This window comes from Streptomyces sp. NPDC006487 (genome assembly GCF_042870555.1).
Classification (GTDB): domain Bacteria; phylum Actinomycetota; class Actinomycetes; order Streptomycetales; family Streptomycetaceae; genus Streptomyces.
In genome coordinates, this window is record NZ_JBIAHN010000019.1 from 47548 (window position 1) to 74269 (window position 26722).

The window sequence follows — 26722 nt, forward strand, 5'->3', positions numbered from 1 at the left end:
GGAGTCGTAGTGAGCGACCGGCCCTTACCCACCCTGCGCGACCTGGTTCTGGGCCGCCTCGCCAGTTCCGCGCTGACACCCGCGACGCGGGACCTCGTGGCCGAGTTGCTGCCCGAAGTGCGGGCGAGGAGCGCCGGCCTGTCCGGGCCCGTGTACCTGCGGTCGATCTCCGCGGCCGGCTGGCGCGGCATCGGACCGGCCGCGGCGCTGGAACTGACACCGGGCCCCGGCCTCGCCGTGGTCGCCGGCCGGAACGGCTCGGGGAAGTCGAGCTTCGCCGAGGCCGCCGAGATGGTGCTGACGGGGGACAACTTCCGGTGGCAGGACCGCACTCAGGTCTGGAAGCAGGGCTGGCGCAACCTCCACGACCCCTCTGCCCCGCAGGTCTCGGTCGAGCTCTGCCCGGACGGCGAGAGCCTTCCGCTGACCGTGCGCAGGAGCTGGCACGGGGACGGGCTTGAGGACTCCCGGACGGTCGCGCACCGGCCCGGAATGCCCGAACAGGACCCTCGCGAGGTCATCGACGCCGAGGACCTGTCGCTCTACCGGCCGTTCCTCTCGTACAGCGAGCTCGGTGCGATGATCAACGGGCGGATGAGCGCCCTGCACGACGCGCTCGCGCAGATCCTCGGACTGGACCTGCTCGGCGACGCCGACAACGAAGCCCGCGCCCGTGCCAAGGTCCTCACCGACACGGTCACCCGAGCCGGTGACCTGATCCGCGCCGTGACCGCCGAGCTGGCCGAGTCGGACGACCCGCGGGCCGCCGAGGCCGTCGCGGCGCTCGGCGGGCGCACTCCGGACCTCGACCGGCTACGCGCCCTTCTCAAGGGCCAAGTCGCCACGGACGGCACCGAGTTGGCCCGCCTGCACCGTCTCGCGGGTCTGGAAGGCCCCGACCCGCGTGAAGTGACGGGCGCGGTCGCCCGGTTGCGGGAGGCCGCCGCGGCTGCCGAGGGCGCGCGGTTCGGCGCCGCCGAGGACGCCAGGCAGCTGATCGGACTGCTGGAGCGCGCGCTGGACCACCGGCGCCGCCATCCGCGGTCCGAGGACTGTCCCGTATGCGGTGCCGGGAGCCGCCTCGACGAGGTCTGGGCCGTGGGGGCCCGGGAACAGGTCGAACGGCTCCAGCGGGAAGCGGCCACGGCTCAGAGCGCGCGAGAGGCCCTGGCGGCCGCGGTGCGGGCCGCGCGTGACCTCGTACAGCCTGTTCCGGGCTGGCTGCAGGGTGCCGACTTGCCGCTCGCCCTCCTCTGGTCGGAATGGGCGGCCTGCCGGGACGCCGCGGACCCGCGCGAACTCGCGGACCGGGTCGAGCGCGTGGCGGCCACCCTGGCGGACGCCTGCCGCCAGTCGGGCGAGGAGGCCGCGCACCGGATCGCGGAGCAGGACGGCCGATGGCAGCCCCTTGCCCTGCGCCTCGCCGAGTGCCTGCGCGACGCCGAGGCCGCGGAGGCGGCCCGGCCGCTGATCAAGCAGATCAAGGACGGCCGCGCGTGGCTGAAGAAGGTCACCGGCGAACTGCGCGAGGAACGCCTCCGGCCCTTCGCCGAGCAGTCGCAGACCATCTGGAACCTCCTGTGCGAACGCAGCAGCGTCGCGCTGGGCTCGATCAGCCTCGCGGGCACCGCCAACCAGCGGAAGGTGGTGCTCGACGCCTCCGTCGACACCATCGACGCGCCGGCCTTCGGCGTGATGAGCCAGGGCGAGCTCCATTCGCTCGCCCTCTCGCTGTTCCTGCCGCGTGCCACACATCCCGGCAGCCCCTTCGGCTTCCTGGTGATCGACGACCCGGTGCAGTCCATGGACCCGGAGAAGGTCGAAGGGCTCGCCCGCGTCCTCCAACTCTGCTCCCGGACCCGTCAAGTGGTGGTCTTCACGCACGACACCCGCCTCCAGCAGGCCATCCGTCAGCTCCGCGTCCCCGCGACGATCATGCAGGTCTCCCGCCGGACGGACTCCGTCGTACGGGTCACCCGGACCGACGACCCGGTCTCGCTCGCGCTGGGCGAAGCCCGGGCCGTGGCCGCCGACCGCAACGTGCCGCAGGAGGTCGCTGATCGAGTGCTGCCCCAGATGTGCCGAGGAGCACTGGAAGCGGCCTACCTGGAACCGGCCCGGCGCCGACTGCGCGGCGACGGTCACGGCCACGACGAAGTCGAGGCCCGGATCAGCAGGACGCACGAGCTCACCGAGCTGGCCGCACTCGCCTTCTACGACAGCGCGATGGCGCCGGCCGAGGTGCTCGCCGCGGTGGCCCAGGACCACGGGCCCTGGGCACGCACCCTGATCGAGCGGTGCAACGCGGGCGCCCACCAGGCCCCCGCCCGGCCCGGCGCCGACGGAGACCTGGTCCGGGAAACCGAGCGGCTCGCCAGGGCGGTGCAGCTCCGGTGACCCAGCCCGTCCGCGACCTCGTCGCCGCCGCCGGCCGGCTCCTCACGCCACCGCCCGGAACCCCGCCCGGAACCCCGCCCGGAACCCCGCCCGCCCTTACGCCCGGCCTGCGCGCCCGCGCCGCGGCCGCCCTGCTGCGGCTGGCGCTGGACGAGGCCATGGACGACTTCTGGCGGAGCACCAGCCCCGGCATGGTCCACAGCCGGGGCCGCACCAAAGCGCTGTGCCTGGAGTGGTACGCGAGCCCTTCGGTGGCGCGCCGGTGGTACGTCCTCTGGTCGGCCCTCAGCGCGGCCTGTCACCACCACACCTACGAGCTCCCGCCCACGCCGGCCGAGGTCAGGGCCTGGCACGCGGACGTCACGGAGCTCCTGCGGGCCATGCCCTCGGAAACGGCCGCCGTCCGGCCCTGACCGCGCCACGAAAGGAACCACACCGCGTGGACACCCGTCGCTACCGCATGGTCGTCACCAGCGGACTCGACTACGTCGGCACCGGAGCCCTGGTCGACGACCGGCTCCGCAGCTGGCTGAAGGAACCTCCGAAGACCTACGACATCGATGCGTTCGCCGAAGGACGCAACGAGATAGCCCGGGGCGTGACCCTCGACCACGACTCCGCCACCGGGACTTCAGGAGCGTACGGCCGCTGGCGGCTGCGGGAGACGACCCCGGACGGCACCTGGCAGACCACCGTAGTGATCCGGCAGACCGGAGCCGGACCGACCTGGGTCCAGCTGGATGTCGAGCACTTGCCCGATGACCCCGACGTCTTTCCCATCCCTGCCAAGACGCCCCGGCTCGCCGGGAGTTTGCTCGACGTGCTCCGAGCGCGCGACGGGCTCGCCGACGTGACGCGGATGCCCCAGGTCATCGAGGCCGACGACGTCCACTCCGTCATAGACGAGCTCTGCGACGAGAAGCGGCGCCTGCCCGTGGTCGTGGCCAGTACGCCCCACGGCGTGGACTTCGACGCCTGGCTGGAACGCACCGTGGACCCGCTGGTCCGCCCACTGGCCGGCCTGGCCATCCTCTACGTCCTCACACCCGAGGCAGAGCTCTGCTTCAACCGGGCCCTGGAATACCACCAGGTCTTCGCGGGCGGGATCCGTACGTACCTGCCGGGAGTGGACCCGGCCTGGGCGGGCGACGGCCAGCGGCACCGCGTGCTGTCCCGCCGGACCATCACCGAAAGCCCGCAGCGGGCCCGGGGCCTCCTCGCCCAGCTGCCGCAGCGCCTGGCGATCCAGGCCCCGTTGCCCCCGGAGCTCGACTCCGTACCCGTGCTCCGGGCCCGCACCAAGGAAGGCGTCGGGACGTCCGAGCTGGAGCGCCTGAGGGACGAGAACCACGCCCTCTTCGAGATCCTGGAGGAGGCGGGACGAGAGCAGAGGGTCCGGGCGGACGAGATCCGCGGCCTGAAACGGGAACTGCACGAGGCCCAACAGGGCGAGTCGATGCTGGTCGTCGAGTACGACGAGCAGTACCGGGAACTCCACGGAGCCAAGGCCCAGGTGCGGGCGCTCCAGAAACAGCTCCTGATCCTCAACGCCGCCGAGGCCGCGTACACCCCGGTCGCACCCGGCCCCCCGGGCCCCGCCTCCTTCGCGGAGATCCTCGACCGGATCGCCGGGATGCCCCGCGTCCACTTCACCGGCTCCCGCAAGGTCACCCTGGAACTCGACGACCAGGCGTACGGCTCCTCCTGGGGCCGCATGGCCTGGGACGCCCTGTTGGCCCTCCAGGACTACGCCGACGCCGCCGCCGGCGGTGAGGCCACCCGCGACTTCAAGCAGTGGTGCGAGGACGTACCGGAGGGCAAGCACTCCATCTCCCCGCGCAAAATCATCCGCGACGAGTCGAAATCGGTAAAAACCAAAGCCGACTGGCGCAAGGAACGCACCTTCCCCGTACCGGAGCACATCGACCCCACCCGCAAGCTCTTCATGGGCGCGCACGTCAGGATCGGCGGCGGCAACACGATCGCCCCGCGCCTCCACTACTACGACGGCGCCTGCGCCACCCACGGAATCTTCATCGGCTACATGGGCCCACACCTCACGAACACCCTCACCTGAACCCCACCCCACCGAGCCGACCGACGGTCGACAGGAGGTGGCCAACCCGGAGGGTCTGACATACGGGTGCGCAGGGCCGCAGTCGGCTGCGCATACGCGAAGACCCCGCTCTCGGCGAACTCGCTGATGGCGGGGTCTTTGGGCACTTCCTGCGACGAATGGACCGCACGTCCGGGGCGCCGTCCTCAGCCCCGATCGACGTGCGGGTGACGACCCGCAGCCTGGCGTGTTTCCGGTGGTGCTCCTGCCAGTCCCGGACAAGCGCCGCGTTTTCCAGCTCAGCAACTGAGAAGCCGGCTGCATTATCCGGGGCAATAGCGAACGCCTCCAAACCGCCGTGGTCCCGGATGAAGCTCTCAGCGAGTTCCTGAAACACGGGCTTGCCGTGGTCCGCGTCTGCCTCGCGGGGCGAGGAGATACTGTCCCCTGTCACTTCGCACACCACTGGCCCATGCGTGAACGCCTTTGCGATGTGCTCGATGACCTGCTCCTTGACCGCGCGCCGCAGGCACCCTCGCACTTGCTGCGCGTGAGGCGTCGCCTTGCGGCACTCCAGCCAGGAGATGTCGATCTCCGAGCCATCGATCCGCACGAGCATCAGCCCGCGGTTGTTCCACTCAGTCCGCACCACCACGAACCCGCCGACCCCCACCCCCGCCTTCTCCTCGTAGTCCGGGTGGCGAGTGATCAGGTGGCGCATGATTCCCGCCACTCTCCCCCTCTTTCAGGGTGACTGCTCGGGCCGCGACCGGTTGGCATCGCAGCATCAGGGCGAAGCCGTGACCTCTTCGCCCCGAAGAAACCTGGGCGGGTGCTCGACCGGGGGTCCCACCTGGTGCGACGGTCCACAGGCGTCCCAGCATGTCCGCCGCTGTCCATCGGCGTTGTCACGTGCTTGGACACGCAAAGCTGTCGCTCGCCATGAGGGATCAGACCGTAGTCGGCCCGACGAAGATCGGATCCGTCTCCATGAAGGTTGGCAGGTTGGGAATGGGTATGAGGGGCTGAGGGGCTGAGGGGCTGAGGACTGGGGGGATAAGTGAGTGGACTCGCGGACCAACTACCCGCACTTATCGGGGTGGTTGTGGGTGGCGTCGTGTCCTACGCCGCCGGAGCACTGACTGAGAGGAGTCGGTGGCGCCGGCAGCAGGCCACGCGTTGGGACGAGCGCCTGCTTCAGGCATACAGCGACTACGGGCACGCAGTGAAGGAATGCTCCAGCTACTACCTGCGACTGGCCGCTGGCCGCAACCTGACAGACCATCCGGCGCCCCTCGAATCGACCAATGACGTATTGGAGCAAGCAGCAACCGCTGAGCGCCGACGATCAGCCATGGTGGAACCCCTGAGCCTGCTGGTCGATGCTCGCACGGCTGAAGCGATACGAGCACTCAACCGCAGCCTCTGGCACCTTGAGTGGTTGGCTCGCGGGAGAAAGCCGGGGGACATCGCTACTTGGGCCAATGCCTTCAGCGACTACAGGGCTGCGCGGGCCGATTTCTATCAGCATGCAAGAAGGAGCCTGCAGGTCGCTGAGATGACGGGCCTGCAGGAAGCGCCCTGGCCGCCCAGCTGGCGACCAGTTCGGGAGCCTTCTGATCCGTAGCTCTAGCCAGAACGGTTAGCGGCGGTCATACAGGCAGCCTCCGGGCCCTTTGAGGACGCTATGGGACGGTGGTAGTCGCTGTAGTTGCGGTACGGCGCTGCTGTACCGCGTGCTCAATGCAGTCGCTCCGCATGGTCGCCTCCGTGCGCCCCGAAACTGCCTGACAGTCCCGCACCCGTGGCTGGCATGATCTCCCCGGAGGGGGCGGATGTTGGAAAGAGCAGGGATGACACCCTTCGCTTGAGGCCCTGAGCTTGGGAATCACCGATCTTCGACGTCAGCAAGCCGTCATGACCTGCGGAAACGGGCGCCGCTCCGAGCTTTCCGGATCTTCCCCGCGCCCGCCATTCTCCGTGGTTCCCCGCCCTACCTGGCACGTTCGGCTGATTTCTACGCCACGATTCGTGAATCGGCGCCTATGTGGCTGTCTCACTCTGCTGCTGCGGCACGATGGCGGTCAGTGCCCGCAATTCTCCGGGAACTTCGAAGAGGTTGCGTAGCAACTGTGTGGTGAATCGGAGGGCGCCCTGCGCAGTGTCGTGGTCGACTCGCTCATCGCTGGCGTGGGCCCCTACATTGCCCACGACCCGAATGTGATGCAGCACAGGCGCAAAGCTCTGTGTTACATGCCCGTCCGCAATCAACTTCTCGATGCTCTTCATGAGCACTCGTTCCCGAATCTCGAAGTGAGCTGCTGCGGCTTCTAGCGTCCGCCTTAGCTGAACAGCGGCCGCATCAGGAACGCCCACTCGCAGGACTCGGAGTGCATCGGTGTAGTACCGCTCGACGTCCTCTGGCAGATGGCGAACGGTGACGGCATCGTCAATGCCGGTCGGTACGACTGTGAAGGCAGATAGACCCGGGTCATGCGGACCGCTGTGCTCAATGAGAACGGCACCCCCACAGCTAGGGCATCCCAGAGTGGCCCAGTTTCGAGGGTTGCCGTCTTTGTCCTCGAACTGAGTATTGAACGTGCTGACAGTCAGCTTTGTGTTTGTTAGACCGCACCATGGGCAGTCCCGAAAGCTGTGCTTCTCATGCCAAGGCATGTTCTAGAGGGTAGGCCTTGCCGCTAGATCCTGTTCGAGGATCGACCCAGTTCGTTCGGTGAGGCTTCGATCCCTGCACCCAAGACTCACCCCAACTCAACCCTCCTCGGGCCGGCACACGCCAATGGCGCCCCCGCCATCCCGGAGCCGGAGGCCCCCGCCGGAGGCATGTCGGTGAGTGATGGCGCCGCGGGCCCGCAGGGGACTGCCTCATGCCTTTGGGCCTATCCCGCCTTGCAGGGGCGGGCGTCGGCACAGCGGGGGCGGAGCGGAGCGCAGCCGGGTGCTTGATTCATTGAAGATCAAATTGGATGGGACTTCGGCTGCTGCCGAGACCGTACGGCGGAAGCGGCGCACACTGGTCAATGCCCTGCACTACGCGGTGGATCTCGGGGAATTCCGGGAGAACCCGCTCGCGACGGTCCGCTGGCAGAAGCCCAAGGTGTCGAACGAGGTCGACCCGCGAGTAGTGGCCAACCCTGAGCAAGCCCGATCACTCCTCCACGCCGTCTCGTACGTCGGCGGGTACGGCCGGGCTCGTGGGCGGCGGCTGGTGGGGCTCTTCGCCGGGATGTACTTCGGGGGCTTCCGGCCGGCTGAGGTCGTGGGGCTGGCTGAGGCAGACCTGACCCTTCCGGGCTCCGGCTGGGGAACGGCACTCCTTCACCGGACCGGGCCGAGCGTCGGCAAGCAGTGGACCGACTCCGGCGAGAGCCATGACGACCGCGGGCTGAAGAACCGGCCCACGGAAGACGTACGACGGGTTCCGATTCCACCGCAGCTCGTGGTCATCCTGCGCGAGCACCTCGACACCTTCGGGACTGTCACAGACGGGCGGCTCTTCTTCAGCGAGGGCGGGGGAGTGGTCTCCTCCTCGACCTACTACCGGGCGTGGCAGGAAGCCCGTGTGCTGGCCCTACCGCCGGCCGCCGCCGCCTCGCCGCTGGCCCACCGGCCCTATGACCTGAGGCATTCGGCGCTCTCCACGTGGCTCAACGCCGGCGTGGACCCCACCGAGGTCGCCGAGCGGGCGGGCAACAGAGTGGAGGTGCTGCTCAGTCGGTACGCGAAGTGCCTGGACGGTCGGCAGGAGGTGGCCAACCGGAGGATTGAAGATCTGCTCAGCGAGTACGAGTGATCACGAGTGACTGGCGATACGCCGCGAGGCCCCTGGACCTGTCCGGGGGCCTTCTGCGCTTCTACCGCTGACCTGCGCCGATGGACCAAGATCCTGTCCACGAATAGTCCACAGGGTCTGACATGCGGTGCACAGGGCCGCAGTTGGCTGCGCATACGCGAAGACCCCGTTCTCAGCATTAGGGCTGATGGCGGGGTCTTTGGGCACTTCTTGCGAAGTGCCCCCGGCAGGATTCGAACCTGCGCACACGGCTCCGGAGGCCCCGTGCGTCTCAGAGGTTTCTGCAGGTCAGATGAGGTCTTAGTCAGCTCGCGGGCCTGGGTTGTCCGCAAATAGGACGCGACCCGGCTACTTCGCGACCGCTAGGTGGTTGTGGTGCTGCCACGAACGCCGGAACGGGATCGCTCAACTCACCCGTGTGGGCGCCCTGGTCCGCTACGGAGACGAACACCGTCGCCAGGTTAGGTCAACCTGTGAAGAGGCCAGTATTCCGGACAGGTGGATGAGGCATCCAAGCGGAACCTTCTTCGGGCGAATGTGGTGTGTGACATGGTGAGCTGCGGTAGTTTGCGAGCATCCCGAGAAGGGGTACGTCGGGTGTCATAGCAAGCCGGTCGCTGATCGAAAGCACACGGGTGGGGATTCGTGCGAGTTTCGGAGTTCTACGGCATTGACCGTACGCAAGGGTCGTTGGATTTTGTTGATGTAGACATCACCGATGATGTTCCTGTTTACATCGACCCTGGAATGATTAGGCATCTCCCGGATGACTGGGGGAAGGAATGCCTGATCATGCTCACGACTTTCTTTGACAGTCTCCTTGACTCTATCAAGTTGGGCGATAAGCCCCGTACACGCAATCTGCTGGGTCATCTGGGGGAACCCAATGAGACCCACTTGGGGTTCTCGGCCGGGCGGAGTGCTGGCCGCGGTTTTGGTCAGCAGATGGGTGCCGCCCTTGCCGAAAAACTGGGCGCGAGTCAGGCTGCCCGCACGGGCCTGATCGAGGACCTCGAAGATACTGCCTTCTTCGTTTCCGGAGTCGGGAAAGATATCATTTCTGATATCACGACCAATATTATTCGCGGACCATTGATTGTGTATACGCAACAGATGGCGTCTGTCTTTGGGGTCGACCTAGAAGAAGGTGTGGCCAGCGGTGCAGTATGGAACCCCCATTCGCTTGAATGGGAACATGGCAATGCGCGCCTGCCAATTGCAGGCGGCCGAAAGCTGCTCCTTGTTCCCAAAGTGATTGTTCGCCGGGACATGTACCTGTCTCGGGCAGAGTATTACTTGAATCACCTGGCTCCAGCGCTCCAGGCGGAAGAGTTGGATGACCCGAGCAGTAACCTCGTGCGTACCCTCAAAGATGGTAGTAAGAGGGTTGCCAAGAAGGACATCGGAAGTCGTTACGGCACAACTAAGGGCGACGTGACGCGCGAATCGTTGCTGCGTCCCGATATCTACGCTAACTACAGGCAGCTGAAGAAGGCTGTAGCGCCCGCTCCCATTTCACACGAGGAGCTCAGTGAGGCTGCCGCTACTCCGCTGCCAAATTACTCTAAGCTCCTCTCTGATGTGGTGGATACTCCTGTCGGCCAGGAGCACGCTAACGACTATCATCGGCGAATTGAGGCGCTCTTCACCTCGCTTTTCTATCCCTCTCTTGCGATGCCCGAGATTGAGGATGAGATCCACGAGGGACGCAAGCGGATCGACATCTCCTACACGAATGTGGCGAGCGGCGGATTCTTTTCTTTCTTGAGGCGCAGTAAAATCAATTCCACCTACATTAAGGTCGAGTGTAAAAATTACGGGAAGGAGGTGGGTAATCCTGAGATTGATCAGCTGTCTTCTCGATTCTCACCTCTTCGCGGCCAAGTTGGAATTCTTACCTGCCGATCCTTCCTCGACAAGGATCGCTTCCTCAAGCGCTGTCGGGATACTGCTCTTGACTACCGAGGTCACGTGATCGCCCTGGACGATGACGATCTGCGCGTGCTCGTGGAGGATGCAACCGCGGCCGCTAACTGGGTTCCCGCTGACCCTCCTCCGGTTGAGCCAGAGGTACGGCCGCGAGTTGAGGGCTATCCCCTTCTTTATGCAAAGTTCAAGGCGCTGGTGCACTAGCGTTGAAACACAGGTCGTTGGAGCGGGTTGGCCGGCATCATGCCCGGTTTGGGGCCGAGCATTTTCAGCCCACGTAGCCACCGCAGAGCTCGGTGGCGGCAACGTTCGGGGCTGGCGCTCCACTGTTTGCTCCAGCTGTTCGCCAACGTTCCCCTCGCCCAGGCGAGGGCGCCGCCGCCGGCGGTATCGGCTTAATCGCACGGCCCGTCAGCATGACGACGATCAGCAGGGAGGCGGCCCCACGCCCCGAACCCCCTCGAAGTAGGGTCCCAAACGTCGCGCTCGGTGTCGTGATCCTTGACGCGGCCAGCACATGCGATTTGAAGGTTTCAGGCTCTTGTCCGGGGTCTTCGGGTGGCTCTGCACTCGGCAGGATTCGAACCTGCGACCTTCTGATTCGTAGCTGTAGCCAGAGAGGTCATCGACGGTCATCCCGGCCGCCACGGGGCCTGAGGAAGACGCTAACCAGCGAAGCCTGTCAGTGGGGTTGCGGTACTCGGCTGTGTACCGATGTTCCTGCTGCGTCACTCACCGGCGACTACGACGGTGAGGCATCATCGCCCGACTGCGACGGCAGCGCTCCCCACCAGCAGGGCTGGCACGGGAGACGGTGCAGGCGTCTAATCCCGCCGCATCGCCGGCAAGTAACCCCCATCTAGAGGCCCGGTGAAACCAACCCGCGACGCTAGAGTGGGGCGTGCAGCGTCCAATCAGTCGCGCACGGGTACCCACGGCGCCCGAAAACCCTGAACGAATAACCCAGGGGGGGAATTGTTCGAGACAGTAATTATCTCGGCAGATCAGGCAGCTACGCTCCTTGAGCGGCAAGAGGGACATTTCCTCGACTTCAAGGACAAGAGAATCGCGCCAGCAAAAGTGGCCCGCGCTGTATCTGCTTTCTGCAACGCAGATGGCGGAGATCTCTACGTTGGCGTAGGCGAGCGATCATCAAGCTTCCAATGGGATGGTTTCAGCGATCCCGAAGAAGCAAATCAGCTAATCCATGCGCTTGAGGACGTCTCCCCTTTCGGGACGGACCTTGATGCAGAGTTTCTCCTTGCGGACCAGCTGCCGGGATACGTTCTGCACATCAATGCGAGAAAATCTCGCGCCATCCGAAAGACAGCCGACGGAAAAATATACAAGCGCCTTAGCGCTCAGAACACCCCCGTAACCTCCGAGGAAGCACTTACCGCTCTACGTAGACAAAAAGGCCTCGAATCTTTCGAATCAGAGACTCTGCCAATCGATGTAGACGTCGTAACGAACTCGGAAGCAATTATCGAGTACCTGCTTAGCGCTGTCCCTGTCGCAGAGCCTGAGACTTACCTCAGGAAGCAGCATCTCCTGGTATCAGGGAAACCGGTCGTAGCTGCTGCTCTTCTCTTCGCCGATGAACCCCAGGCGTGCCTCCCGAAGCGATGCGGCATCAAGATTTACAGGTACAGCAGCGAGGAACAGTCACGGGACAGGCTGGTTGAAGACCCGGTCACCGTCGAGGGAGCCCTCTACAAGCAGATCTATGACGCCGTCGACAAGACCGTCGAGATCGTGGCTGCGGCAGCCTATCTTGACGAGGATGGCCTTCGAAGCGTCAAGTACCCGCACGAAGCCTTGCATGAGATCATCACAAATGCTGTCCTGCATCGAGACTACTCAGTAACGGACGACATTCACATTCGAATCTTTGAGAATCGAATCGAGATCCAGAGCCCTGGGCGACTGCCTGGCCACATCACAACCAGCAACATCCTCGACGAGCGCCTCAGTAGGAATCCCTACCTGGTTCGCCATCTAAACCGCTTCCCGAATCCTCCAAACAAAGATGTCGGCGAAGGCCTCAACACCGCCTTCGAATCGATGAAGAAACTGAACCTTCGGTCTCCCATCATCGAAGAAGGCGAAAACTCGGTCCTTGTAGTCGTTCGGCATGAGAGTCTAGCTTCCCCCGCCCAGCAGGTCGTTGAATATCTAAACGGCAGCGAGTCAATCAGAAATGAACAGGCCCGCAAAATGACCGGCATCGGAAGCGAAAGCAAAATGAAGAAGATCTTCGAGAGTTTGATCGAGGCGGGCGAAATCGAGCATAAGCCTGGAACAGCTGGTCGTGGGTACGCGTACCAGTTGAAGCAGAAACGCAGCGATTCGGCCTAGGAAGTGGGGGCACCTTGGCAGGGCCGTCAGAGTCTGGCGGCCCGCTATCGTCGACCACCACCTACCCCAACTCCCCGCCCGGTGCCGTGTCTGCTCGGCTTGTCCTGGGTCGATGGCGGATGGGATGGGAGTTCCCCGCCTCAACCCCCACGGGCCGGCACACGCCAGCGGCGCCCCCGCCATCCCGGAGCCGGAGGCCCCCGCCGGAGGCATGTCGGTGAGTGATGGCGCCGTGGGCCCGTAGGGGACTGCCTCATGCCTTTGGGCCTATCCCGCCTTGCAGGGGCGGGCGTCGGCGCAGCGGGGGCGGAGCGGGCCGCAGGCAGGAGCGTCGCCCCGAGCGCAGCCGGGTGCTTGATGAGGTAGAGAAACCTGTAACAGCTTGCTCTGCCCCCGCGGTCTTGCCGACCTGGCCGCTAGCTGCTGGCATAAGTATGGGGACGGCATGCATGGGGGGCTGCTGATGAGCGATCTGACGGTGCATTCGTGGAAGCGGCATGGCAAGGATCGGCTCTATGTGAATCTGCCGGACGGAACGGCCGTTGCCTGGGCGGATCGCGCGACCAAGGCCGTGACGATCAAGTTACGGCAGTACGAGGGCGAGTCCCTGGCTCTGCTTCGGCGTCACCTTGGGGAAGGGCTTGTCGTCAACGCCCCTCCTCCGCCGGCGCGCCTACCTCGTCCCTCAGCGGCTCCCCCTCGGCAGCCAACACCCCCCATTCACGCAGCCCCGAAACCCCGATCCGAACGGTCGGCGTCTCTCCCACCCCTCAGCCCCAGTGAGGACCTGGCGAGGAATCGTCCCGGCTCCCGAGTCGTAGGGTTGATCGCCGAACGAGGTCCGTCGAAGGTGCAGCGGCTGACGGCGAAGTTATTGCGGCAGTCCTCGGAGTGGGACAGCTGGTACGCGGGCCTGGAAGGCGAGCGTCGGGTAGGTCGTGAGCTGGAGCGTCTTTCCCCACTCGGCTGGCGAGTGCTCCACGGCATCGAGAAGGGGAACGGCGGCGACATCGACCACGTGCTGATCGGCCCTGGCGGCGTGTTCAGCATCAACACCAAGAATCATCGAGGCGCCTCGGTGTGGGTCGGCGACTCCATGGCCAAGATCAACGGCGGAAAGCCGCGTCCCTACGCCGCGGCAAGCCAGGCCGAGGCCGACTTCGTACGGAAGGTTCTGGGTCGGTACTGCGCCTTCGACGTACCCGTCGAACCGGTTCTGGTCTTCGTCGGCATCTCGTCATTGGACCGGGCAGCAACGCAGTATGCCGTCCGCGTCTATCAGGAACGGGAGGTGTCGGTCTTGGGGCCGCTCGCCGGGAAGCTCACGCCCGAGCAGGTGGAGCACGTGTATGGCGTCGCCCGTCACCGGCGCGTCTGGCTCCGTGCCTGACCGGTCGTGTCTCGCAAGAGGCGACTCGTGAAGCCCTGCCGGCACAGTCGTTCGTAAGCCTCGGTCACGTCGTGCGGGACCTGCTGCTCTGTGCGGTCTCCTACATCGGCGGCTATCGCAGAGCACGTGGCAGGCGCCTGGTGGGGCTTTTCGCGGGCATGTACTTCGGGGGCTTCCGGCCGGCGGAAGCCGTGGGCCTGGCTCTGCCGGACCTCACGCTCCCGTCTTCCGGATTGGGCGAGGCGCTGCTTCACCGGTCGCGCCCCAGCGTCGGCAAGCAGTGGACCGATTCCGGCGAGAGCCATGATGACCGCGGGCTCAAAAAACGGCCGGCCGAGGAGGTCCGCCGGGTGCCGATCCCGCCGCAGCTGGTCGCCGCGCTCCAGGACCACGTCGCCACCTTCGGGACTGCCGAAGACGGCCGGCTGTTCTTCAGCGAGGGAGGGGGAGTGGTGTCGTCCTCCACGTACTACCGGGCCTGGAAGGAGGCGCGGGTGCTCGCCCTGCCGCCGGCCGTGGTCGCCTCGCCGTTGGCACGGCGTCCGTACGACCTGAGGCACTCGGCTCTCTCCACGTGGCTCAACGCCGGCGTCGACCCGACCGAGGTCGCGGCACGAGCGGGCAACAGCGTGGAGGTTCTGCTCGGCCGGTACGCCAAGTGCCTGGACGGCAGACAAGAGGTTGGCAACCGCCGCATCGAGGAGCTGCTGCGCGAGTACGAGTAGGAGACGAGTAGCCGCGGTCCGAGGCCCCTGGGCGAATCCCGGGGGCCTTCGCGTTGTCCGGCTGACCTGCGAAGTTCCGATAGGAGCCAGGCCGCGAATAGGCCGCAGAGGCTGTCATACGGCTGCGCAGCACGGCAGTTGACTGAACAAACGCGAAGACCCCGTCTCAGCGAACTCGCTGATGGCGGGGTCTTTGGGCACTTCTTGCGAAGTGCCCCCGGCAGGATTCGAACCTGCGCACACGGCTCCGGAGGCCGTTGCTCTATCCCCTGAGCTACGGGGGCGCTGTCGCTGGTGTTGCGGCGACGGGTTGAACACTACCAGCTTCCCGGCGGTGATCAGGAACGGATTCGGGGGGATCGGGGCGTGGGTCGCTCGGACGGGGTGGAAGTGGCAAAAACCCGGACGCGGGGGCCGGGGCGGACCTACTCTCGAGTTGTGTCAGGCGCCTCGGGCCGGGTGCTTGTTGTCGACGACAACAAGGTCATCCGGCAGCTGATCAAGGTCAATCTCGAGCTGGAGGGCTTCGAGGTCGTGACCGCGAACGATGGTGCCGAATGCCTGGACGTTGTTCATCACGTACTGCCCGATGTGATCACACTTGATGTGGTCATGCCTCGCCTGGACGGGTTCGGGGCTGCCGCGCAGTTGCGGGCCGATCCCAGGACGCGGCATCTGCCCGTTGCGATCGTGAGCGCCTGTACGCAGAACGAGGTCGAGGCCGGGATCGCCGCCGGCGTGGATGCCTTCCTCGCCAAGCCCTTCGAGCCCGCGGAGCTGGTGCGCGTCGTGCGCCGCCTCATCGAGCGCCGGGACCGGAGGGAGAGGAAGGGCGCTCCCGCAGGGAGAGGGAGGGGATGACCACCCCGCAGGGAGAGTAGGAGGGGATAGGGGGATAGCCCTTTCGGTTCTTCAGGTCCCTGAGGGGCTTCCGGGTCTTCCAGGTTCTCCGGGGCTTTTTTCGGGTCGGTTGTTCACATGGCGAAACCGTTCGCGTGACGTGGGGGCTTCTCCCCTAGGCTGGTCACGTGACCCCCGTCGACCTCTCCCGTTCCGTCGTGCGCGCCCTGCGCCGCGCCGTTGAGGACGGGGAGCTGCCCGCCGGTGTGGTCGTGCCCGAGCGGGTCGTCGTCGAACGGACGCGGCCCGGGGGAGTGGGGGACTACGCCTCGCCCGTCGCGTTCGGGGTGGCGAAGGGTGCCGGAGTTCCGCCCCGTGGAGTGGCCGAGGTACTGGCCCCGCGGCTGGCGGGTCTGCCCGGGGTCGAGCGTGTGGAGATCACCGGCGCCGGGTTCCTGAATTTCGTACTCGCCGAGACTTCGGTCGGAGAGCTGGTACGGGGCATTCGAGCCGGTGGGGCGTCGTACGGACTTGCCTCCGGGGGATACGAGACCCCCGAGCCCGGCGGCGTTCCCCGCACCGGACTGCGTGAGCGCGTCGTGTGCGCGGCCGTGCAGCGGATTGCGGGCGGTCGCGGTCAGGGAGTGGCGGCGGGGAGTGCCGTCGCCCGGGTGGCTCCCGTCGCCCCCGTCGCCAAGCGCGACGGGGACGTCGTGGCTCAGTACGGGGTCGGCGCCGCCGTCTGGGCGATGCTCTGTGTTCCCGCCGCCGAGACCCCCGTGTTTTCCGCGGCGCTGCTCGTCCAGGACGAGTCCAGCGAGTTCTTCCGGGTGCGGTACGCCCACTCCCGGGCGCGGGCGCTGACCCGCAACGCCGGGCAGTTGGGGTTCCGTGCGGAACCGGGGGAGGTGGACGGCGCCGACGTCCTGCTCGGGGTTCTTCGCGATCACCCCCTCGTGCTCGAAGCCGCCGCGCACCACCGTGCGCCCGAGCGGCTCGTCCGGCAGCTCGTCGCGATCGCGGACGCGCTGCTCGACTTCCAGTACCACGTCCTGCCCAAGGGGGACGAGAAACCCTCGGCCGCCCACCGTGCCCGGCTGGCCCTTGCCGAAGCCGCCGGGACGGTGCTGGCCGGCGGCCTGGCCCTGCTCGGCATAGACGTGCCCGACCACCACTGCCTGTGATGCCGCGAACCGTATGTGATCCGACGAGACTCATTGTGGTCCGATGTGATGCGCCTGCGTTCCGGATGATTTGCGAAGAGAGAATGCCGAGATGAGCCGTTCCGCACACCCCGCCGGGCCCCGCCACGCCGACGTCATGCCCGAGGGCCACTACGCTCCGCCGGCCGCCGACCTCAACGCGCTCGAGGAGAAGATCTGGGCGCGCACGGTCGGCCGGAACGGCGACGGGGTCGTCACCGTCGGCGGGATCGAAGTGACCCGTCTCGCCGAGGAGTTCGGGACGCCTGCCTACTTCCTCGACGAGGAGGACTTCCGGGCGCGCTGCCGTGCCTGGGCGCACGCCTTCGGGCCGGACGCCGACGTCTTCTACGCCGGCAAGGCGTTCCTCTCCAAGGCCGTCGTGAAGTGGCTCAAGGAGGAGGGGCTCAACCTCGACGTGTGCTCCGGCGGGGAGCTGGCCACCGCGCTCGCCGCCGAGATGCCGGCCGCGCGGATCGCCTTCCACGGCAACAACAAGTCCACGGCGGAGATCACCCGCGCCATCGAGGCCGGCGTCGGCCGGATCGTGCTCGACTCCTTCCAGGAGATCGCCCGCGTCGCGCACATCGCCCGCGAGCTCGGCGTGCGCCAGCCCGTGCAGATCCGCGTCACCGTGGGCGTGGAGGCGCACACCCACGAGTTCATCGCCACCGCGCACGAGGACCAGAAGTTCGGGATCGCCGTCGCCGACGGGTCGGCCGCCGAAGCCGTACGGCGCGCGCTCGGGCACGACAGCCTGGAGCTGCTCGGCGTCCACTCCCACATCGGCTCGCAGATCTTCGACATGGCCGGCTTCGAGGTGTCCGCCAAGCGCGTCGTACGCCTCCTCGCCGCCGTGCGCGACGAGCACGGGGTGGAGCTGCCCGAGATCGACCTCGGCGGCGGGCTGGGCATCGCCTACACCTCCGCCGACGACCCGCGCGAGCCGCACGAGATCGCCAAGGCCCTGCACGAGATCGTCGCCCGCGAGTGCGAGGCGGCCGGCCTGCGCGCCCCGCGGATCTCCGTCGAACCCGGACGGGCGATCGTGGGGCCGACGGCATTCACCCTCTACGAGGTCGGGACGATCAAGCCGCTGGAGGGCCTGCGGACGTACGTCTCCGTCGACGGCGGGATGTCCGACAACATCCGGACGGCGCTCTACGACGCCGAGTACACGGTCACCCTCGTCTCCCGGACCTCCGACGCCGAGCCCATGCTCGTGCGCGTCGTGGGCAAGCACTGCGAGAGCGGCGACATCGTGGTCAAGGACGCGTTCCTGCCCGCCGACCTCGCCCCCGGGGACCTCCTCGCGGTCCCGGCCACCGGCGCGTACTGCCGTTCGATGGCGAGCAACTACAACCACGTGCTCCGCCCGCCGGTCGTCGCCGTGCGCGACGGCCGGGCGCGTGTCATCGTCCGCCGGGAGACGGAGGAGGATCTCCTGCGTCTCGACGTCGGCTGACGCATTCTTCTGGGGGAAGTCCACGGACCCCGGAATAGGTGTCTCACTCAATGGACCGAGGGTGGAAACTGTTGTCCATTGAGTGAGACTGGTTCACACCTGGGGCGCAAACCGCGCAACAGGTACTGATGTGAAGATCGAAAGGCGTAGGTCGAATGATGCGTACGCGTCCGCTGAAGGTGGCGCTGCTGGGCTGTGGAGTGGTCGGCTCGGAAGTTGCCCGCATCATGACGACGCACGCCGACGATCTGACGGCCAGGATCGGCGCGCCCGTCGAGCTCGCCGGCGTGGCCGTGCGCCGCCCCTCCAAGGTGCGCGAGGGCATCGACCCGGCCCTGGTCACCACCGATGCGACCGCGCTGCTCAAACGCGGCGACATCGACGTCGCGATCGAGGTCATCGGCGGCATCGAGCCGGCCCGCACCCTGATCACCACCGCCTTCGAGCACGGCATCTCCGTCGTCTCGGCGAACAAGGCGCTGCTCGCCCAGGACGGCGCCGCGCTGCACGCCGCCGCCGAGGCGGCCGGGCTGGACCTCTATTACGAGGCCGCCGTCGCCGGTGCCATCCCGCTGGTCCGCCCCATGCGCGAGTCCCTCGCGGGCGACAAGATCAACCGGGTGATGGGCATCGTCAACGGCACGACGAACTTCATCCTCGACAAGATGGACTCCACCGGCGCCGGGTACCAGGAGGCCCTCGACGAGGCCACCGCCCTCGGGTACGCCGAGGCCGACCCCACCGCCGACGTGGAGGGCTACGACGCCGCCGCCAAGGCCGCGATCCTGGCCGGCATCGCCTTCCACACCCGGGTCCGCCTCGACGACGTCTACCGCGAGGGCATGACCGAGGTCAGCGCCGCCGACTTCGCGTCCGCCAAGCGCATGGGCTGCACCATCAAGCTCCTCGCCATCCTGGAGCGCGCCGCCGACGGGGAGTCCGTCACCGCCCGCGTCCACCCGGCGATGATCCCGCTGACCCACCCGCTCGCCTCCGTCCGCGAGGCCTACAACGCGGTGTTCGTCGAGGCGGAGGCCGCCGGGCGGCTCATGTTCTACGGCCCGGGCGCGGGCGGCGCGCCGACCGCGTCCGCGGTCCTCGGCGACCTCGTCGCCGTCTGCCGCAACAAGCTCGCCGAGGCAAAGGGGCCGGGCGAGTCGGCGTACACCCAGCTGCCGGTCAGCCCCATGGGGGATGTCGTCACCCGCTACCACATCAGCCTCGATGTGGCGGACAAGCCGGGCGTACTCGCCCAGGTGGCGACCACCTTCGCGGAGCACGGTGTCTCCATCGACACGGTCCGCCAGCAGGGCAAGGACGGCGAGGCCTCCCTCGTCGTCGTCACTCACCGTGCGCCCGACGCCGCCCTCTCCGGGACCGTCGAGGCGCTGCGGAAGCTGGACACCGTCCGCGGTGTCGCCAGCATCATGCGTGTTGAAGGGGAGTAAGGACCCATGAGCAGCAATCGCACCCACCAGTGGCGCGGCATCATCGAGGAGTACCGGGACCGCCTGCCGGTCACGGCCACGACCCCGGTGGTGACGCTCCGCGAGGGCGGCACTCCCCTCGTCCCCGCCCAGGTGCTCTCCGAGCGCACCGGCTGCGAGGTACACCTCAAGGTCGAGGGGGCCAACCCCACCGGGTCCTTCAAGGACCGCGGCATGACCATGGCGATCACCAAGGCCAAGGAGGACGGCGCCAAGGCCGTCATCTGCGCCTCCACGGGCAACACCTCGGCCTCCGCCGCCGCCTACGCGGTGCGCGCCGGGATGGTCTGCGCCGTCCTCGTGCCCCGCGGCAAGATCGCGCTCGGCAAGATGGGCCAGGCCCTGGTCCACGGCGCCAAGATCCTTCAGGTCGACGGCAACTTCGACGACTGTCTGGATCTGGCCCGCGCGCTGTCCGACAACTACCCGGTGGCGCTGGTCAATTCGGTCAACCCGGTACGCATCGAGGGCCAGAAGACGGCGGCCTTCGAGATCGTGGACGCGCTCGGCGACGCCCCCGACATCCACGTGCTGCCCGTCGGCAACGCCGGCAACATCACCGCGTACTGGAAGGGCTTCAAGGAGTACAAGGCCGACGGCCTGTCCTCCCGTACGCCCCGCGTGTGGGGTTTCCAGGCTTCCGGCTCGGCGCCGATCGTGCGCGGCGAGGTCGTCAAGGAGCCGCACACCATCGCCACCGCGATCCGCATCGGCAACCCGGCCTCGTGGGACTACGCCCTGCAGGCCCGGGACGAGTCGGGCGGCTTCATCGATGAGGTGACGGACCGCCAGATCCTGTCCGCCTACCGCCTGTTGGCCGCCCAGGAGGGCGTCTTCGTCGAGCCCGCCTCGGCTGCGTCGGTGGCTGGTCTGCTCAAGGCCGTCGACCTCGGTCTGGTCGACCCCGGCCAGAAGATCGTCTGCACCGTCACCGGCAACGGCCTGAAGGACCCCGACTGGGCGGTCGCGGGTGCTCCGCAGCCGATCACCATTCCGGTCGACGCCGAGGCCGCCGCCATCCGTCTGGGTCTCGTCTGACCGGGCCGCCGGCCGGCCGCCCCGGAAGGGCGGTCGGCCGGCGGCCCCGGCAGTACCGCAGTAACCGAGTTGCCGGATTCCGGAAGTCTTTCGAAGGCTGAGGAATCCGGCAACTCGGGCCGTACGGCACGAAAACCGACGGAAACCCGCCAGATATCGCGGCGGAAACCCGACCGGACCGGCGGGAGCCGGCGACACGCATCGTGCGCCTGCTGTGCGCCCTATGTCGGAGAAGAACCTTCCTTCGATAGGCTGTACTTACATCCGCCGCCGCGCATATGACCGCGGTGCTGCCCACAGGGCCTTCGGGTGTCGTACGTTCTCCAGTACATTCACAGCGAGCCAGCGAAGATTCCGTCTCGCACAGTCACAAGGAGTGTCATCGGAAGATGGCCGGTCCAGCGTTCCGCGCCGCCGCCGTACGGGTGCGCGTTCCCGCCAGCAGTGCCAACCTCGGCCCGGGCTTCGACGCCTTCGGGCTGGCCTTGGGGCTCTATGACGATGTCGTCGTACGCGTGGCCGATTCCGGCCTGAACATCGACATCGCGGGCGAAGGTGCCGACACCCTGCCGCGGGACGAGAGCCACCTCCTCGTACGGTCCATGCGCACCGCCTTCGACCTGCTGGGCGGCCAGCCGCGCGGCCTCGAGGTCGTCTGTGCCAACCGCATCCCGCACGGCCGTGGCCTCGGCTCCTCCTCCGCGGCGATCTGCGCGGGCATCGTGGCCGCCCGCGCCGTGACCATAGGCGGAGAGGCCAAGATCGACGACACGGCGCTGCTTGAGCTCGCCACCGAGATCGAGGGCCACCCCGACAACGTCGCCGCCTGTCTGCTCGGCGGTTTCACCCTCGCGTGGATGGACGGCGGCAGCGCCAAGGCGATCCGTATGGAGCCCGCCGATTCCATCGTTCCGGTGGTCTTCGTTCCCTCCAAGCCGGTCCTGACGGAGACGGCGCGCGGCCTGCTGCCGCGCACCGTCCCGCACGTGGACGCGGCCGTCAACGCGGGCCGCGCGGGTCTGCTCGTAGAGGCCCTGACCAGGCGTCCCGAGTTCCTGCTGCCGGCCACCGAGGACCGTCTCCACCAGGAGTACCGGTCCCCGGCGATGCCCGAGAGCGTGGCGCTCGTGGCCCGGCTGCGGGCGGACGGCATCCCCGCAGTGATCTCCGGCGCGGGCCCCACGGTCCTCGCGCTGGTCGACAACGGTGCGGCCGACAAGGTCGCACGGCTCGCAGGCGAGGGGTGGGCGGCGAACCGCCTCGCACTCGACGCCGCGGGCGCGAGCGTACTTCCGCTGGGAACCCAGGGCGGCTGATCCGCGCAGGAGAGGACACAGCCGGCCAGGGGCGGGCGGCCGGGGCAGGCCGCCCGCGCGGAGCCCGCGCGAAACCCGCGCGGATGGGCTCGAAAGCCGGTGATGGAGAGGGGGAATGTCTGTTGGATCCGGTAGTGTTAGTCTCAAGTGCGCATCCGAAGCCGCCATGGCTTGGTGCTCAGTGTCCCTATCAGGGACCACCTTTCTTCCGGGAGCCTCCCCGACTGCTTTGATCGCTGCCAGCAGTTTCGAGCACGCTCCGGAATCGGCGTGACATTCCCACGCTTTCAGCTCGGGGGCTTCTCGCCGGAACCACCCACGCACATGCACGTTTCTCTCCGCCGTATCTCTATCGGCGGACCACCGCCCCGGCAGCAGTTCGCGGCTCATCGAGTCGTGGCTTGCTGTCGGACAGCACAACCGGTCGCCGAGCCAGACAGGCCGACGTCCGCTCCAGGGAAGGACCCTTCGTGAGCGACACCACCGATCTGATGGGCGCTGCCGACACCAACGTCGACACCAGTGCCCCCGCCGAGGGCGCCGCGCCGACCAAGCGCCGCCGCTCCGGCACCGGCCTTGACGGCATGGTCCTGGCCGAGCTCCAGCAGGTCGCGTCGGGCCTCGGTATCAGGGGCACCGCGCGGATGCGCAAGGGCCAGCTGATCGAGGTCATCAAGGAGGCGCAGGCGGGAAGCAGCGCCCCCAAGGCCGCGGCCTCCGCGCCCGCCGCCGCCCCGGCCTCCGACGCCGGCGAGACCAAGCCGAAGCGCCGTGCCACCAGCAAGGCCCGCACGGGCGAGGCCGCCGCCGAGGCGCCCGCCGAGAAGACCGCCGCGCAGGCCCAGATCGACATCCCGGGCCAGCCGGCCAGCGAGGACGCCCCGGTCGGCGAGCGTCGCCGCCGGCGTGCCACCGCCCCCTCCGGCAGCCCCGAGGGTTCGGCCCCCGCTGCCGCCGTGCAGGTGGAGCAGAAGTCCGAGACCGTCGCTCCGGCCGCACAGGCCGAAGCGAAGGCCGAGGCCGCCACCGCCCCCGCCGGCCAGGCTCAGGGCCAGGAAGGCGAGGGCCGCGGCCGTCGCGACCGCCGCGAGCGCGGCAACGACCGTGCCGACGGCCGCCGCGAGCGCCGTGAGCGCGGTGCCAAGGTCGACGACCAGGGCCAGGGCGCCCAGGGCCAGGCCGGCCAGGGCCAGGGTCAGAACCAGGGCCAGGGCCAGGGTCAGGGCCAGCAGGGCGGCCGTCAGGACCGGACCGACCGTCAGGACCGCCAGCAGGGCGGCCGCGGCCAGGGCCAGGGCCAGGGTCAGCAGGGCGGCCGTCAGGACCGGGACCGTCAGGACAACGGCCCGCAGGACGACTTCGACGAGGACGGCCGTCGCGGCCGTCGCGGCCGCTACCGCGACCGCCGTGGCCGTCGCGGCCGCGACGAGTTCGCGCCGGCCGAGACTCCGGTCGCCGACGACGACGTCCTGATCCCCGTGGCGGGCATCCTCGACATCCTCGACAACTACGCGTTCATCCGGACCTCGGGCTACCTGCCCGGCCCGAACGACGTGTACGTCTCCCTCGCCCAGGTCCGCAAGGCCGGTCTGCGCAAGGGCGACCACACCACCGGCGCCGTCCGGCAGCCCAAGGACGGCGAGCGCCGCGAGAAGTTCAACGCGCTCGTGCGCCTGGACTCCGTCAACGGCATGGCGCCCGAATCCGGCCGCGGCCGCCCGGAGTTCCAGAAGCTGACCCCCCTGTACCCCCAGGACCGGCTCCGCCTGGAGACCGACCCGGGCGTGCTGACCACCCGCATCATCGACCTCGTGTCGCCGATCGGTAAGGGCCAGCGCGGTCTGATCGTGGCCCCGCCGAAGACCGGCAAGACCATGATCATGCAGGCGATCGCCAACGCGATCACGGTCAACAACCCCGAGTGCCACCTGATGGTCGTCCTGGTCGACGAGCGTCCGGAAGAGGTCACCGACATGCAGCGGTCGGTGAAGGGCGAGGTCATCTCCTCGACCTTCGACCGCCCGGCCGAGGACCACACCACCGTCGCCGAGCTGGCCATCGAGCGCGCCAAGCGTCTCGTCGAGCTCGGCCACGACGTGGTCGTCCTGCTGGACTCCATCACCCGTCTGGGACGCGCGTACAACCTCGCCGCCCCCGCCTCCGGCCGCATCCTGTCCGGTGGTGTCGACTCGACCGCGCTGTACCCGCCGAAGCGCTTCTTCGGTGCCGCGCGCAACATCGAGGACGGCGGCTCGCTGACCATCCTGGCCACCGCGCTGGTCGACACCGGCTCGCGCATGGACGAGGTGATCTTCGAGGAGTTCAAGGGCACCGGCAACATGGAGCTCAAGCTCGACCGGAAGCTCGCCGACAAGCGCATCTTCCCGGCCGTGGACGTGGACCCCTCGGGCACCCGCAAGGAGGAGATCCTCCTCAACAGCGAGGAGCTCGCCATCGTCTGGAAGCTGCGCCGGGTACTGCACGCGCTCGACTCGCAGCAGGCCATCGAGCTGCTCCTCGACAAGATGAAGCAGACGAAGTCGAACGCCGAGTTCCTCATGCAGATCGCGAAGACGACCCCGTCGGGCAAGAACGACGACTGACGTCTCCTCGTAGCACCACCTGCGTGACCGCCGACCGCCCCCGCCGCACCCGCGACGGGGGCGGTCGCGTCATGCCCGGGGCTTTCCGGCCTACGGGGCCCAGGGGGCTGTGGGTCCTGTGAGGCTCGTGGGACCTCTGGGACCTCTGGGATCTCTGGGGCCTGTGGGATCTTTGGGATCCATGGGATCTGAGCGGTCTTGTGTGGTCTACGGTGCTTCGCGCGCAGATGCGACCTTTGCCACACCCCGTACACCACGCGACCCCGGGCGGTGGCCCCGCGCGCCCGGTGGAAACCGCAGGTGGGTATGGGGTCACGGGGCGTTCGCGGGGTACCCGTCCCGGCCGGGCGCGGGGGTTCTGCGGGCCGGGACGCACACGGGACGCACAGGCGGCCGTGGAACCCTGGGGGGCGTCCGACCGTCTCTGTCAGAGGGAAACGGGGAACCGGGCCGAACACAGACGGGCAGAGCAGAGCATGAGCCAGGACAACAGGGGCCGCGGCCGCAGGGCCGCCGCGGGCAGACGCCGACGGAAGCCGGCCGCGGGCCGCAGGGCCGTCGTCATCGCCGCGTGGACCGCCGCAGGCGTGCTCCTCCTGGGCGGGGCGGGGCTCGGCTACTTCTACTTCAAGTTCAACGGCAACCTCAAGACGGTCGACATCGACGCCGCCCTCGGCAAGGACCGCCCGCAGAACGTGGACAACGGCTCGATGGACATCCTCGTCCTCGGCTCGGACTCCCGCGGCGGCGCCAACGGGGAGTACGGCCAGGACGACGGCGGCTCCGCGCGCTCCGACACGGCGATGATCGTCCACCTCAACGAGGGCCACACCAAGGCCACCGTCGTATCGATACCCCGCGACACCCTCGTGACCCGGCCCGTCTGCAAGCTCCCGAACGGCAAGAGCGACCTGGGCGGCCCGCGCAAGATGTTCAACGAGTCCTTCACCGTCGGCGGGGCCGCCTGCGCCGTCGCGACCGTGGAGAAGATGTCGGGGATCCGCATGGATCACTACCTCGAAGTCGACTTCACCGGCTTCAAGGAGATCATCGACAAGCTCGGCGGCGTCGAGGTGACGACCACCAAGCCGATCAAGGACGCCTACAGCCACCTCGACCTGCCCGCCGGGACGAACAGGCTGAACGGCGAGCAGGCCCTCGGCCTCGTCCGTACCCGCCACGGCGTCGGCGACGGCGGCGACCTGGGCCGAATACAGCTCCAGCAGGCCTTCATCAAGGCGCTGATCAAGCAGGTCAAGACCATCGGCGTCTTCGACAACCCGAAGAAGCTGCTCGACCTCGCCGACACCGCCACCAAGGCCATCACCACGGACAAGGCGCTCGGCGACGTGAAGTCCCTCATGGGGTTCGCCCAGGGCCTGGAGGGCATCAGCCCCGAGAACATGCAGATGATCACCCTGCCGGTGACCGGAGACACCCGTGACCCCAACCGGGTCGTCCCGCTCACCAAGGAGTCCGCGATGGTCTGGGACGCCCTGCTGGCCGACCAGCCGGTTCCCGCCGCGGCCACCGCGAACTCGGCCGGCGACAAGGGCACGGCCGGTACGGTCGTCCGGTAGCCGGAGGGGCGGACCGCCCGCCCGGACCGCCCGCCCGGAAGGTTCCGCCGGGCCGCGGAATAGATGCCGGACCCCTGCCGTTGAGGGAGGCGGTCCTCAGAATTTTGACAGGCAGCCCGGTCCTGGCAGACTGGTCTGTCGGCCCCGGTTCACGCAGCGCGCAATTCGGCTCCTGCGACCCGGCGCCCTCCCGAATCTAGGAGACACCTTGAAGCGCGATGTTCACCCCCAGTACGTCGAGACCCAGGTCAGCTGCACCTGTGGCGCGTCGTTCACCACCCGTAGCACCCTGACCGAGGGCTCCATCCGAGCCGAGGTCTGCTCCGAGTGCCACCCGTTCTACACGGGCAAGCAGAAGATCCTCGACACCGGTGGCCGCGTGGCCCGCTTCGAGGCCCGCTTCGGCAAGGCTGCACAGAAGTAGCGAGCCTCAGGCGCCGGTCCCCGGCTGCACCCTGTTCGCACGGGGGCAGCCGGACCGGCGCCTTTCTCGTCCCGCAGCCCTTTTCTTCACATTCACCA

The 26722-nt window shown here is 67.7% G+C and carries 18 protein-coding genes, 1 tRNA gene and 2 pseudogenes; 18 read left to right on the forward strand and 3 right to left on the reverse strand.

Annotated features, from left to right (window positions below; genetic code table 11):
- Positions 1–9: 9 nt before the first annotated feature.
- The 3 genes from ACFYM0_RS30480 to ACFYM0_RS30490 are packed head-to-tail and all read left to right on the forward strand — an operon-like array spanning position 10 to position 4474.
- Positions 10–2397, forward strand: coding sequence for an AAA family ATPase (locus tag ACFYM0_RS30480; protein WP_388506904.1), 2388 nt, complete (start codon positions 10–12; stop codon positions 2395–2397).
- The gene (locus ACFYM0_RS30485) at positions 2394–2810 is read left to right on the forward strand and encodes a hypothetical protein (protein ID WP_388506906.1); all 417 of its coding nucleotides are present in this window, start codon (positions 2394–2396) and stop codon (positions 2808–2810) included. Before ACFYM0_RS30480 ends, ACFYM0_RS30485 begins: the two co-directional genes overlap by 4 nt.
- A 26-nt stretch (positions 2811–2836) precedes the next feature.
- Positions 2837–4474: a hypothetical protein gene (locus ACFYM0_RS30490; protein ID WP_388506908.1), complete on the forward strand. Its 1638-nt coding sequence runs from the start codon at positions 2837–2839 to the stop codon at positions 4472–4474.
- On the opposite strand, the gene ACFYM0_RS30495 is transcribed toward ACFYM0_RS30490, so the two are convergent.
- On the reverse strand, positions 4467–5174 hold the full coding sequence (locus tag ACFYM0_RS30495; protein WP_388506910.1) for a DUF3223 domain-containing protein: 708 nt from the start codon (positions 5172–5174) through the stop codon (positions 4467–4469). The two genes, ACFYM0_RS30490 and ACFYM0_RS30495, sit on opposite strands and share 8 nt — an antisense overlap.
- 396 nt (positions 5175–5570) lie before the next feature.
- Between ACFYM0_RS30495 and ACFYM0_RS30500 the strand changes: the two genes are divergently transcribed.
- Entirely contained in the window at positions 5571–6080 is a 510-nt protein-coding gene (locus ACFYM0_RS30500; RefSeq protein ID WP_388506912.1) for a hypothetical protein, read from the forward strand.
- A 416-nt stretch (positions 6081–6496) separates the two neighbouring features.
- On the opposite strand, the gene ACFYM0_RS30505 is transcribed toward ACFYM0_RS30500, so the two are convergent.
- On the reverse strand, positions 6497–7129 hold the full coding sequence (locus ACFYM0_RS30505) for a DUF4145 domain-containing protein (protein WP_388506914.1): 633 nt from the start codon (positions 7127–7129) through the stop codon (positions 6497–6499).
- 283 nt (positions 7130–7412) lie between these two features.
- Between ACFYM0_RS30505 and ACFYM0_RS30510 the strand changes: the two are divergent.
- The 5 genes and pseudogenes from ACFYM0_RS30510 to ACFYM0_RS30530 form a co-directional block, all read left to right on the forward strand.
- Positions 7413–8267 (forward strand): annotated as a pseudogene (locus ACFYM0_RS30510) (tyrosine-type recombinase/integrase); the annotation flags it as partial.
- 645 nt (positions 8268–8912) lie between these two features.
- Positions 8913–10400, forward strand: coding sequence for a hypothetical protein (locus ACFYM0_RS30515; protein WP_388506916.1), 1488 nt, complete (start codon positions 8913–8915; stop codon positions 10398–10400).
- A 771-nt stretch (positions 10401–11171) separates the two neighbouring features.
- Entirely contained in the window at positions 11172–12554 is a 1383-nt protein-coding gene (locus ACFYM0_RS30520; protein WP_388506918.1) for an ATP-binding protein, read from the forward strand.
- An 823-nt stretch (positions 12555–13377) separates the two neighbouring features.
- Positions 13378–13944: a nuclease-related domain-containing protein gene (locus ACFYM0_RS30525; protein WP_388506920.1), complete on the forward strand. Its 567-nt coding sequence runs from the start codon at positions 13378–13380 to the stop codon at positions 13942–13944.
- An 83-nt stretch (positions 13945–14027) separates the two neighbouring features.
- Positions 14028–14669: pseudogene (locus ACFYM0_RS30530) on the forward strand (site-specific integrase); the annotation flags it as partial.
- Positions 14670–14881: 212 nt separating this feature from the next.
- Here the strand turns inward: ACFYM0_RS30530 and ACFYM0_RS30535 are convergent.
- Positions 14882–14953: transfer RNA gene (locus ACFYM0_RS30535), tRNA-Arg, on the reverse strand.
- Positions 14954–15107: 154 nt separating this feature from the next.
- On the opposite strand from ACFYM0_RS30535, the gene ACFYM0_RS30540 reads away from it, so the two are divergent.
- From ACFYM0_RS30540 to rpmE, 9 genes are all read left to right on the forward strand, one after another.
- Complete coding sequence (locus ACFYM0_RS30540; protein WP_388506922.1) at positions 15108–15530, forward strand: response regulator; 423 nt, start codon at positions 15108–15110, stop codon at positions 15528–15530.
- Positions 15531–15697: 167 nt separating this feature from the next.
- Positions 15698–16693, forward strand: coding sequence for an ArgS-related anticodon-binding protein NrtL (gene nrtL / locus ACFYM0_RS30545; protein WP_388506924.1), 996 nt, complete (start codon positions 15698–15700; stop codon positions 16691–16693).
- A 91-nt stretch (positions 16694–16784) separates the two neighbouring features.
- A complete protein-coding gene (gene lysA, locus ACFYM0_RS30550; RefSeq protein ID WP_388506926.1) occupies positions 16785–18176 on the forward strand; it encodes a diaminopimelate decarboxylase in 1392 nt (463 codons plus the stop codon).
- A gap of 158 nt (positions 18177–18334) precedes the next feature.
- Positions 18335–19624 carry a homoserine dehydrogenase gene (locus ACFYM0_RS30555; protein WP_266912707.1) on the forward strand — a complete coding sequence of 430 codons (1290 nt, stop codon included), beginning with the start codon at positions 18335–18337 and terminating at the stop codon, positions 19622–19624.
- A 6-nt stretch (positions 19625–19630) separates the two neighbouring features.
- The gene (thrC, locus tag ACFYM0_RS30560; protein WP_388506927.1) at positions 19631–20701 is read left to right on the forward strand and encodes a threonine synthase; all 1071 of its coding nucleotides are present in this window, start codon (positions 19631–19633) and stop codon (positions 20699–20701) included.
- A 389-nt stretch (positions 20702–21090) separates the two neighbouring features.
- Entirely contained in the window at positions 21091–22017 is a 927-nt protein-coding gene (gene thrB / locus ACFYM0_RS30565; protein WP_388506928.1) for a homoserine kinase, read from the forward strand.
- A gap of 470 nt (positions 22018–22487) precedes the next feature.
- Positions 22488–24620: a transcription termination factor Rho gene (rho, locus tag ACFYM0_RS30570; RefSeq protein ID WP_388506930.1), complete on the forward strand. Its 2133-nt coding sequence runs from the start codon at positions 22488–22490 to the stop codon at positions 24618–24620.
- A 476-nt stretch (positions 24621–25096) separates the two neighbouring features.
- Complete coding sequence (locus tag ACFYM0_RS30575) at positions 25097–26200, forward strand: LCP family protein (RefSeq protein ID WP_388506932.1); 1104 nt, start codon at positions 25097–25099, stop codon at positions 26198–26200.
- A gap of 208 nt (positions 26201–26408) precedes the next feature.
- Positions 26409–26624, forward strand: coding sequence for a 50S ribosomal protein L31 (gene rpmE, locus ACFYM0_RS30580; RefSeq protein WP_112448418.1), 216 nt, complete (start codon positions 26409–26411; stop codon positions 26622–26624).
- Positions 26625–26722: the final 98 nt, after the last annotated feature.

What these genes read in the sequence shown, in the direction of transcription:
- ACFYM0_RS30495 (WP_388506910.1), bottom strand. Translation starts at nt 5,174, where the DNA reads ATGCGCCACCTGATCACTCGCCACCCGGACTACGAGGAGAAGGCGGGG.
- ACFYM0_RS30505 (WP_388506914.1), bottom strand. Translation starts at nt 7,129, where the DNA reads ATGCCTTGGCATGAGAAGCACAGCTTTCGGGACTGCCCATGGTGCGGT.
- lysA (WP_388506926.1), top strand. Translation starts at nt 16,785, where the DNA reads ATGAGCCGTTCCGCACACCCCGCCGGGCCCCGCCACGCCGACGTCATG.
- ACFYM0_RS30555 (WP_266912707.1), top strand. Translation starts at nt 18,335, where the DNA reads ATGCGTACGCGTCCGCTGAAGGTGGCGCTGCTGGGCTGTGGAGTGGTC.
- thrC (WP_388506927.1), top strand. Translation starts at nt 19,631, where the DNA reads ATGAGCAGCAATCGCACCCACCAGTGGCGCGGCATCATCGAGGAGTAC.
- thrB (WP_388506928.1), top strand. Translation starts at nt 21,091, where the DNA reads ATGGCCGGTCCAGCGTTCCGCGCCGCCGCCGTACGGGTGCGCGTTCCC.
- ACFYM0_RS30575 (WP_388506932.1), top strand. Translation starts at nt 25,097, where the DNA reads ATGAGCCAGGACAACAGGGGCCGCGGCCGCAGGGCCGCCGCGGGCAGA.